Origin of the sequence: Streptomyces sp. NPDC006743 (assembly GCF_040703815.1) — a bacterium.
Classification (GTDB): domain Bacteria; phylum Actinomycetota; class Actinomycetes; order Streptomycetales; family Streptomycetaceae; genus Streptomyces.
On sequence record NZ_JBEYJA010000013.1, the window covers coordinates 160,367 to 170,405 of the forward strand.

The window sequence follows — 10,039 nt, forward strand, 5'->3', positions numbered from 1 at the left end:
CGGACCGCCGCCCGGACACGGACCGCCACGGCCGGACGGCCGCCCCCGCCTTCGCCCCCCGGCCCCGGCCTCCGACGGAGATCCCCGCCGGTGTGGTGGCCGGGGGCGTGGCGCGGGTAGGTTCCGTGCCATGGCAGCCCGCACTCACTCCGTCACCAACCAGGTGCCCCCGCTGACCGGGTACGACGTCTTCACCGCCGACCGGGCGCTGACCGAGGCGGTCGAACGGCATGTCGGGCCGGGTCTGCTCGACGAGGTCCGCAGCGAGCTGTCCGCGCTCGGCCGGGCCGCCGGCTCCGCCCAGCTCCAGGAGTGGGGGGCGCAGGCGAACGAGAACCCGCCCCGGCTGCGCACCCACGACCGCTACGGCCACCGCGTCGACGAGGTGGACTTCCACCCGGCCTGGCACCGGCTGCTCGGCAAGGGCGTCTCGGCCGGCCTGACCGCCGCCTGGACGCGCCCGGCCGGACACGTGCGGCGGGCGGCGGGCTTCCTGGTGTGGACCCAGGTCGAGGCGGGCAACGGCTGCCCGCTGTCGATGACCCACGCGGCGGTCCCCGCGCTGCGCGCCGACCCGGAGCTGGCCGCCGAGTGGGAGCCGCGCCTGACCTCGACGGTCTACGACCGCGAGCTGCGGCCCGCCCGCCTGAAGGCCGGCGCGCTGTTCGGGATGGGCATGACCGAGAAGCAGGGCGGCAGCGACGTACGGGCGAACACGACGTCGGCGCGTCCGCTGGCCGAGGACGGCACGTACGAGCTGACCGGGCACAAGTGGTTCTGCTCGGCCCCCATGTCGGACGGCTTCCTCGTGCTGGCGCAGGCCCCGGGCGGTCTGACCTGCTTCCTCGTCCCGCGCGTGCTCGCCGACGGCACGCGGAACGTGTTCCTGCTCCAGCGGCTGAAGGACAAGCTGGGCAACCGTTCCAACGCCTCGGCGGAGGTCGAGTTCGACGGGACGTGGGCGCGCCGGGTCGGCGAGGAGGGGCGCGGGGTGCGCACCATCATCGAGATGGTGGCGGCGACCCGGCTGGACTGCGCGGTCGGCTCGGCCGGGCTGATGCGGCAGGCGGTGGCGCAGGCGGTGCACCACTGCACCCACCGGGAGGCGTTCGGCGGCCCGCTGGCCGGCAAGCCGCTGATGCGCAACGTCCTGGCCGACCTGGCGCTGGAGTCGGAGGCGGCGACCGCGCTGGTGCTGCGGCTCGCGGCGGCCTGGGACGACGGCGGCGAGCAGGAGCGGGCGCTGCTGCGGATCGCGGTGCCGGCCGCGAAGTACTGGGTGACCAAGCGGTGCGCGCCCCTGGTCGTGGAGGCCGCGGAGTGCCTGGGCGGCAACGGGTACGTCGAGGAGTCCGGGCTGCCCCGCCTGGTGCGGGAGTCGCCGCTCAACTCCGTCTGGGAGGGCGCGGGCAACGTCCAGGCCCTCGACGTGCTGCGGGCGCTGCGCCGCGAGCCGCGGGCACTGGACGCCTTCCTGCGGGAGGTGGGGTCGGCGCGCGGCGCCGACCACCGGCTGGACGCCGCGATCAAGTCCCTGCTGACCGAATTCGCCGACCTGGAGGGGATCGAGGCCCGCGCCCGCCGTCTGGTGGAGCGGCTGGCGCTGGTCCTGCAGGGTTCGCTGCTGGTGCGGTACGCGCCGCCCGAGGTCGCCGACGTCTTCTGCGCCTCCCGGCTGGGCGGGGACCACGGCGCCGCCTTCGGCACCCTGCCGCACACCCTGGACCTGGCGTCGCTGGTGGAACGCGCCCGTCCGGTGTCCTGAACGGGCGGACGGTGGCCGGACCCGGCCGTCCGGGGCGGCCGGGCGCCCGGGTTCCACGGCGCCGGGCGATGCTTTTCGGACACCCCGCGAGGTGGTGCCGCGCCGACACGGCACCACCTGCGCCGCCGGCCCGTCGCAGGCCGCGGGCGCCGCGCGGGGCGGCGCAGGACAAGTCTCGGGCGGGACGGCCGGGTTCACCAGGGTTGCGGGGGGTTGCAACCGGGCCTCGCGGATGGCCGGAGCAGCCCCCTCCGGCGGCGGCGGACGGCACTATGAACCGGACAGTGGCCGACGGCCGGTGAACGGCCGCGCGGGAGCAGGGCAGAGCAGGCGCCGGCGCGTGGCCGCGACCCAGGGGGATCCGGGCGCCGGCGGCGACTTCTGGCGGGAGGATCCAGTGGCACAGGCGCCGGTGGACGTGACGCGGCTCGCCGCCGTCGACGCGGCGGGGGCGGCACGGCTGCTCAGCGAGGTCCGCTCCGGGACGCTCGCCGGCCGGCCCACCCGCGTGGCGCCGCGGCCGGTGATAGGCCAGTCCTGGGAGCGGATGCTGCGCAGCGGCGTCGATCCCGACCACGACTTCCGCTCCGGGCTCCTGCCCCGCGACGAGGTGGAGCGGCGGCGGGAGACCTCCGCGCTGCGGCACGTGCTGCCGGTGCTGCGCGAGGGCCTGCTGTCGTTCGCGGACGCGGCGCAGCACATCATGGTGGTGGCCGACGAGGACGGGCGGGTGCTGTGGCGCGAGGGGCACCCGTCGGTGCTGCGCAAGGCGGACGGTCTCGGCTTCGAACTCGGCGCCGACTGGCGGGAGGACGTCGTCGGCACCAACGGGGTCGGCACCGCCGCGGTGGTGCGCCGGCCCGTGCAGGTCTTCGCCTCGGAGCACTTCGTGCGCTCGCACACCACCTGGACGTGCACCGGGGCGCCCGTCACCGATCCGCGGGACGGCCGGCTGATCGGGGTGGTGGACGTCAGCGGCCCGCTCAGGACCGTGCACCCGGCGACGCTGGCCTGGGTGGACTCGGTGGCCAAGCTGGCCGAGGCCCGGCTGCGCGAGCTGCACCTGTCCGCGCTGGAGCGGCTGCGCGCGGTGGCCGCTCCGGTGCTGGCCCGGCTGGGCGGCCGGGCGGCGGTGGTGGACCGCGACGGCTGGACGGCGGCGGTGACCGGGATGCCGTACACCGCGCGGATCGCGCTGCCCAACTCGCCCGCTCCCGGCTCCCATTGGCTGCCGGCGATCGGTCTGTGCTCGCTGGAGCCGCTGGCGGACGGCTGGCTGCTGCGGGCCGGTGAGGAGGCGGCCCCGCCCGGTGAGGCGCACATCGTGCTCGACCTGTCCCGCCCGCACCGCTGGTCGCTCGCCGTCTCGGGCGACGCCGGCACCTGGACGCGCGAACTGAGCCCGCGCCACGCGGAACTGCTCTGCCTGCTGGCCGTGCACCGGGCCGGCCGCGGCGCCGCCGAACTGGCCGGCGAGGTGTTCGGCGACCCGGCCCGCACGGTCACCGTCCGGGCGGAGATGTCCCGGGTACGGCGGTACCTGGGCGCGCTGCTCGAACACCGCCCGTACCGCTTCCGTGACGACGCCCGGGTCCGGCTGCTGCTCCCGGACGATCCCCGCGATCTGCTGCCGCACTCGACGGCCCCGTCGGTGCGCCGGGAGCGGGCGGCGTCCGCGGTGCCCTGAAGGCGGCCCGCCCCGCCCCCGGTCCGCATCTTGCGCGAGTTTGCGGGGTCTTCGGCGTACGGCGCGCCGGACTGCCGTAGCATCACTGTGGGTCGCCCCATCCGCTCCTTGCTCAACGCTGGGAACCCGCGGCGCAGTTGGCCCGCCCGGCCGGCGGGCGTCCCGAAGGCGAACCGAGCCCTGGAACAAGGGGGGTTGGATGAAGCAACGCGGGCGACACCGCCGGCGCAGACGGGGCAGGGCGCTGCGCGCGGTCCTGGCCGGAGCCGGCCTCGCGCTGACCGCCACCGCCACCTTGATCAGCGCCTCGCAGGCCACGGTCACCGACGACCCGGGCGCGCTCCGGCCACTCACCTCGGCCACCGAACTGGCCGGACTGCGGCTCACCGAGCAGCCCGTGCCCGCCGCGTCCCTCGACCGGCTCGCCGCGGCGATGGGCCGGCCGGTCGACGCCGGTACGGTGCTCGGCGCCGCCGACCGCACCCTGCGCGACGCCGACGGCTGCACGGACGAGGAGAAGAAGGCCCTGCCCGTCGAACCGGCGGCCACACGCGCGTACTGCTGGGACACCGCGGACGCGGCCACCCGCGAGTGGCGGCCGCAGTCGGTGGCCGCCGCGGGCGACGCGTCGGGCACCGGCCGGTGGGGCACGCACCGGGTGATCCTCTCCGGCTGGACCCACCGCGGCGACGACACCGGCCGCGGGCGGCTGGCCCGGGTCGCCTTCGTCGACGCCGACGACCCGGCCCGCCTCACCTACACCTGGGCGCTGCTCGCCGTGCCGGTCGACGGCGGGCGCGACTACCGCGCGCTCGCGTCCCGCGTCTCGGGCATGGTCCGGTACCAGGACAAACTGCTGGTCACCACCTCCGGTGCCGAGCGGGACGCGCTGTACGTCTACGACCTGCGCCGCATCCAGCGGGCCACCGTCACCGCCGACGCGGTCGGCCGGGTGCCGGGCGGCTGGTCGGCGCACGGTTACCGCTGGGTCCTCCCCGCGGTCGCCTCCTACCGCCCGGCCGCGGGCGGCTGCGACCGCGCGGCGGGCCCGGACGGCACGGGCGGGGCCGGGAGCGGTCCGGGCACGGCGTCCGCTCCGGCACGTGCGTCCGCCTCCGGCGGCGGGTACGGTTCCGGCGCACCGGGCAGGGAGGGTTCCGCCCCTCCCTGCCCCACCGGCCTCTCCCTGGACGACAGTTCGACGCCGGACAGCCTGGTCGCGAGTCAGACGGCGGCGGCGGACGGCGACCGCCACACCCGTCTGTGGCGCTACCCCTTCAGTACGGACCCGGCCCGCGCCGGGCTGCTGGCCGCCGACTCCGCCGGGACGGTGAGCGCGGCCGAGGCGTACGAGACCGACGCGAACGGCGTGCGCGGCGTGTTCGCGCACCGCACGGGCCCCTCGGCCCACACCGACTGGTACCTGGGCCGCACGGCGGGCAAGCGGGGCGGACACGGCACGCTGTGGCGGCAGGACGACGACGGCGCCGAGGCCACGGAGTGCGGGGCGTCGGGCGACACGCACCGCTGCTGGGGCGACGGCGCAGGCTCCCTGTCCTACGAACCCGGGACCGGCGAGCTGTGGTCCGTCTCCGGCCGCACCCTGTTCGCGGTGCCCCTGTCCGCCGTCGAACACGAACTGCACTGAGAGCCGCGGACAGAAGGCGGGCCCCTGCGGGCGGCGCCCGCTGATCGGAGGCCCCCTTCTGTCCGCGGCTCCGAGCCGCCGGGCCCCTCCCCCGGCGCCGGCGCGCCCCGCTCGATCGACACGGACCCCGGCCGGATGATTCCCTGGCCGGCATGACGAACATCGCCGTGACCACCTGGTCCCTGGAGCAGACCGCCCCGGCCGACCTCCTGCCGGCCGCCGCGCCGGAGGGGGACGTCCGCGTCGTCCGCTCCGAGGTGCCCTCGCCCGAGTTCAGCCGGTTCCTGTACGCGTCGGTGGGCGGCGACATCCGCTGGACGGACCGGCTCGGCTGGACGCACGCCCGGTGGCGGGCGTACCTGGAGCGTGCGGGTGTCGAGACCTGGGTGGCGTACGACCGGGGCACGCCGGCGGGGTACGTCGAACTGGAGGCGCAGGACGACGGGGTGGTCGAGATCGTCTACTTCGGGCTGATCCCCGCCTTCCGCGGCCGGCGCATCGGCGGCCACCTGCTGTCCCACGGCGCCGCCCGCGCCTGGGACCTCGCCGACCGCTGGCCGGGGCTCGCGCCGACGAAGCGGGTCTGGCTGCACACGTGCAGCAAGGACGGCGAGCACGCGATGGACAACTACCAGCGCCGCGGTTTCAAGCTGTTCGACACCAAGGTCGAGGAGGAGGCGGAGGTGGCCACTCCGGGTCCTTGGCCCGGCGCCTACCCGGCCTGACCACAGGCGCTTCGGGGCCCGGCCGGCCCCACGCCCCACCGACCTGATCCACCGGCGCTTCCCTGCCCGGCCCGCCCCACGCCCCAGCGGCCTGACCGGCCGGTACTTTCCCCGCCGGATCCGCCCGCGCTTTCCCGGTCGGATCCGGCCGCGCCCGCCCCGCCCGGCGCCTCACCGGCCTGGTCCGGGCAGGGGCAATCGCTCTCCCGCATGTGACCGACGGCACCCTTGTCCCGCATCTCGGGACAAGGGTGTCCGCAGTCTGGACAAAGGTGGACTGTGTCCAGATCTCCGTGCCACTCTGCGGTCATGCCTGGAACTGGAACCGCCTTGGTGAGCCGACGGCACGTCGACCACGGCCGCATGTCCAGCGCCATCTGTCCGGCGAGCTGACTCGCCCGCGGTGGCCTGAGCGGCCGCCGGCGCAGCACCACCGGATCATTCCCCTCCCCTTCCCGCGCAACGACGCGCCCGCCTGCCTGTCTGCCCGTGCGCCCGCATCCGCGCAGGTCAGAGCCGCATACCCCCGCTGTCCCGAAGGACGTATCGACCATGGCCGCCGCCTCTTCGCAGAACTCCGCCGCGCCCCGCCGCAAGGTGAGCCGTCACCGTGGCGAGGGACAGTGGGCCGTCGGGCACCTGACCCCGCTCAACGGCAACGAGCAGCTCAAGAAGGACGACGACGGTCTCAATGTGCGGACACGCATTGAGACGATCTACTCCAAGCGCGGATTCCACGCGATCGACCCCAATGACCTGCGGGGACGTTTCCGCTGGTGGGGCCTGTACACCCAGCGCCGCCCCGGGATCGACGGCGGGCGCACCGGCCTGCTGGAGCCCGAGGAGCTGGAGGACGAGTACTTCATGATGCGCGTCCGCATCACGGGCGGACGGCTCACCACCGAGCAACTGCGGGCCATCGGCGAGGTCTCCGAGACGTACGCGCGGGGCACCGCGGACATCACCGACCGGCAGAACATCCAGTTCCACTGGGTGCGCATCGAGGACGTGCCCGCCATCTGGGAGCGCCTGGAGTCGGTCGGCCTGTCCACCACCGAGGCGTGCGGCGACTGCCCGCGCGGCATGCTCGGCTCCCCGGTCGCGGGCGTCGCCGAGGACGAGATCATCGACGGCTCGGCCGCACTGGACGAGATCGCCCGCCGCTACATCGGCGACCCGCGCTTCTCCAACCTGCCGCGCAAGTTCAAGACGGCCGTCTCCGGCTCGCCGCTCCTGGACGTGGCGCACGAGATCAACGACATCTCCTTCGTCGGCGTGGTCCACCCCGAGCACGGACCCGGCTTCGACCTGTGGGTCGGCGGCGGTCTGTCCACCAACCCCCGGTTCGGTGTGCGGCTGGGCGCCTGGGTGCCGGAGGCCGAGGTGCCCGACGTCTGGGAGGGCGTCACCTCGATCTTCCGGGACTACGGCTACCGGCGGCTGCGCAACCGGGCCCGGCTGAAGTTCCTGGTCGCCGACTGGGGCGCGGAGAAGTTCCGCCAGGTACTGGAGGACGAGTACCTGGGCCGCAAACTGATCGACGGTCCCGCGCCCGAGATGCCCGCGCAGGCCTGGCGCGACCACATCGGCGTGCACCGGCAGAAGGACGGCCGGTTCTACGTCGGGTTCGCCCCGCGCGTGGGCCGGATGGACGGCTCGCTGCTCACCAAGGTCGCCGCGCTGGCCGAGGAGCACGGCTCGGGCCGGGTCTCCACCACCGTCGAGCAGAAGATGATCGTCCTGGACGTGCCCGGGGACCGGGTCGACTCGCTGGTCGACGGCCTGGAGGCGCTGGACCTGCGGGTCAGCCCCTCCCCGTTCCGGCGCGGCACGATGGCCTGCACGGGCATCGAGTTCTGCAAGCTCGCCATCGTCGAGACCAAGGACCGCGGCAGCGACCTCATCGACGAACTCGAGCGCCGGCTGCCCGGCTTCGAGGAGCCGGTCACCATCAACATCAACGGCTGCCCGAACGCCTGCGCCCGCATCCAGACCGCGGACATCGGTCTCAAGGGCCAGCTGGTCACCGACGCCGACGGCAACCAGGTCGGCGGCTACCAGGTCCACCTGGGCGGCGCCCTCGGCCTGGAGCCGTCCTTCGGCCGCAAGGTCCGCGGCCTGAAGGTGACCTCCGCCGAGCTGCCCGACTACATCGAGCGCCTCCTCAAGCGCTTCCAGGCGGAGCGCGAGGACGGCGAGCGCTTCGCCTCCTGGGCGGCCCGGGCCTCCGAAGAGGCGCTGTCGTGAGCGAGCGCGCGGCGCCCTTCTACTGCCCCTACTGCGGCGAGGAGGACCTGCGCCCGGGTGAGCAGACCCACGGGGCCTGGGAATGCGCGGCGTGCAACCGCGGCTTCCAGCTGAAGTTCCTCGGGCTGCTGGCCCGAGGGATCCAGCGGACCGCCGACGACCGAGGGGACGAGCAGACGTGACGACCACTCAGCAGGAGCGCACGGCCGAGGAGTTGAAGGCGCTGGCCGAGCAGGCCGGCCGTGACCTGGAGGAGGCCTCCGCGCTGGAGATCCTCCAGTGGGCGGCCGACACCTTCGGCAAGCGGTTCTGCGTGACCTCGTCGATGGAGGACGCGGTGGTCGCCCACCTCGCCTCCCGGGCGATGCCCGGCGTGGACGTGGTGTTCCTCGACACCGGCTACCACTTCCCGGAGACCATCGGCACCCGCGACGCGGTCGAGGCCGTGATGGACGTCAATGTCATCACCCTCACCCCGCGGCAGACGGTCGCCGAGCAGGACGCCGAGTACGGTCCGAGGCTGCACGACCGCGACCCCGACCTGTGCTGCGCGCTGCGCAAGGTGCGCCCGCTCCAGGAGGGCCTCACCGGCTACCAGGCGTGGGCCACCGGGCTGCGCCGCGACGAGTCACCGACCCGGGCGAACACCCCGGTCGTCGGCTGGGACGAGAAGCGGCAGAAGGTCAAGATCTCCCCGATCGCCCGCTGGACCCAGGACGACGTGGACGCCTACGTCGGCGAGAACGGCGTCCTGACCAACCCGCTGCTGATGGACGGCTACGGCTCCGTGGGCTGCGCGCCCTGCACCCGGCGCCTGCTGGAGGGCGAGGACGCGCGGGCCGGCCGCTGGGCGGGCCGCGCCAAGACCGAGTGCGGACTGCACGGCTGACCATGACACACATACAGGAGAACCACGTGACGACCGGAGCCACCGTCTGGCTCACGGGTCTGCCGAGCGCCGGCAAGACCACCATCGCGCACGAGCTGGCGACCCGGCTCCGCGAGGAGGGCCACCGCGTCGAGGTGCTCGACGGCGACGAGATCCGCGAGTTCATCTCCGCGGGCCTCGGCTTCAGCCGCGAGGACCGGCACACCAACGTGCAGCGGATCGGCTTCGTCGCCGAACTGCTCGCCCGCAACGGCGTCCTCGCGCTGGTCCCGGTGATCGCGCCGTACGCGGACAGCCGGGACGCGGTGCGCAAGCGGCACGAGGAGAACGGCACGGCCTACGTCGAGGTGCACGTCGCCACCCCGGTCGAGGTGTGCTCGGTGCGCGACGTGAAGGGCCTGTACGCCAAGCAGGCCGCGGGCGAGCTGACCGGTCTGACGGGCGTCGACGACCCCTACGAGGAGCCCGAGAGGCCCGACCTGCGGATCGAGTCGCAGCACCAGAGCGTGCAGGAGTCCGCGGCGTCGGTGTACGCCCTGCTCAGCGAAAGGGGACTGGCATGACGACGACCGTCACCGAGGCCGAGGAGGGCACGGCGGGGCCGTACGCGCTCTCCCACCTGGACGCGCTGGAGTCCGAGGCGGTGCACATCTTCCGCGAGGTGGCGGGCGAGTTCGAGAACCCGGTGATCCTCTTCTCCGGGGGCAAGGACTCGATCCTCATGCTCCACCTGGCGCTGAAGGCGTTCGCGCCCGCGCCGGTGCCGTTCGCGCTGCTGCACGTGGACACCGGGCACAACTTCCCCGAGGTGCTGGAGTACCGGGACCGCACGGTCGAGCGGCACGGGCTGCGCCTTCACGTCGCCTCCGTGCAGGACTACATCGACCGGGGCGTGCTCAAGGAACGCGCGGACGGCACCCGCAACCCGCTGCAGACGCTGCCGCTCACCGAGAAGATCCAGGCGGAGAGGTTCGACGCGGTCTTCGGCGGCGGGCGCCGCGACGAGGAGAAGGCCCGCGCCAAGGAGCGGGTGTTCAGCCTCCGCGACGAGTTCTCCCAGTGGGACCCGCGCCGCCAG

The 10,039-nt window shown here is 74.4% G+C and carries 9 protein-coding genes; all 9 read left to right on the forward strand.

Annotated elements, in window-relative coordinates:
* Positions 1-130: 130 nt before the first annotated feature.
* The gene (locus tag ABZ719_RS14390; RefSeq protein ID WP_366725500.1) at positions 131-1,765 is read left to right on the forward strand and encodes an acyl-CoA dehydrogenase family protein; all 1,635 of its coding nucleotides are present in this window, start codon (positions 131-133) and stop codon (positions 1,763-1,765) included.
* A gap of 397 nt (positions 1,766-2,162) precedes the next feature.
* A complete protein-coding gene (locus tag ABZ719_RS14395; RefSeq protein ID WP_366725516.1) occupies positions 2,163-3,452 on the forward strand; it encodes a GAF domain-containing protein in 1,290 nt (429 codons plus the stop codon).
* A gap of 199 nt (positions 3,453-3,651) precedes the next feature.
* Positions 3,652-5,100, forward strand: a complete 1,449-nt coding sequence (locus ABZ719_RS14400; RefSeq protein ID WP_366725501.1) for a hypothetical protein — start codon at positions 3,652-3,654, stop codon at positions 5,098-5,100.
* A gap of 152 nt (positions 5,101-5,252) precedes the next feature.
* The gene (locus tag ABZ719_RS14405) at positions 5,253-5,825 is read left to right on the forward strand and encodes a GNAT family N-acetyltransferase (protein ID WP_366725502.1); all 573 of its coding nucleotides are present in this window, start codon (positions 5,253-5,255) and stop codon (positions 5,823-5,825) included.
* Between the two features lie 552 nt (positions 5,826-6,377).
* Positions 6,378-8,072, forward strand: a complete 1,695-nt coding sequence (locus ABZ719_RS14410) for a nitrite/sulfite reductase (RefSeq protein ID WP_366725503.1) — start codon at positions 6,378-6,380, stop codon at positions 8,070-8,072.
* On the forward strand, positions 8,069-8,254 hold the full coding sequence (locus ABZ719_RS14415) for a hypothetical protein (RefSeq protein ID WP_366725504.1): 186 nt from the start codon (positions 8,069-8,071) through the stop codon (positions 8,252-8,254). Before ABZ719_RS14410 ends, ABZ719_RS14415 begins: the two co-directional genes overlap by 4 nt.
* Entirely contained in the window at positions 8,251-8,961 is a 711-nt protein-coding gene (locus ABZ719_RS14420; protein ID WP_366725505.1) for a phosphoadenylyl-sulfate reductase, read from the forward strand. Before ABZ719_RS14415 ends, ABZ719_RS14420 begins: the two co-directional genes overlap by 4 nt.
* Positions 8,962-8,963: 2 nt before the next feature.
* A complete protein-coding gene (gene cysC / locus ABZ719_RS14425; protein WP_366725506.1) occupies positions 8,964-9,524 on the forward strand; it encodes an adenylyl-sulfate kinase in 561 nt (186 codons plus the stop codon).
* On the forward strand, positions 9,521-10,039 hold a 519-nt coding region (cysD, locus tag ABZ719_RS14430), incomplete at its 3' end, for a sulfate adenylyltransferase subunit CysD (RefSeq protein ID WP_366725507.1). The genes cysC and cysD, both read left to right, overlap by 4 nt.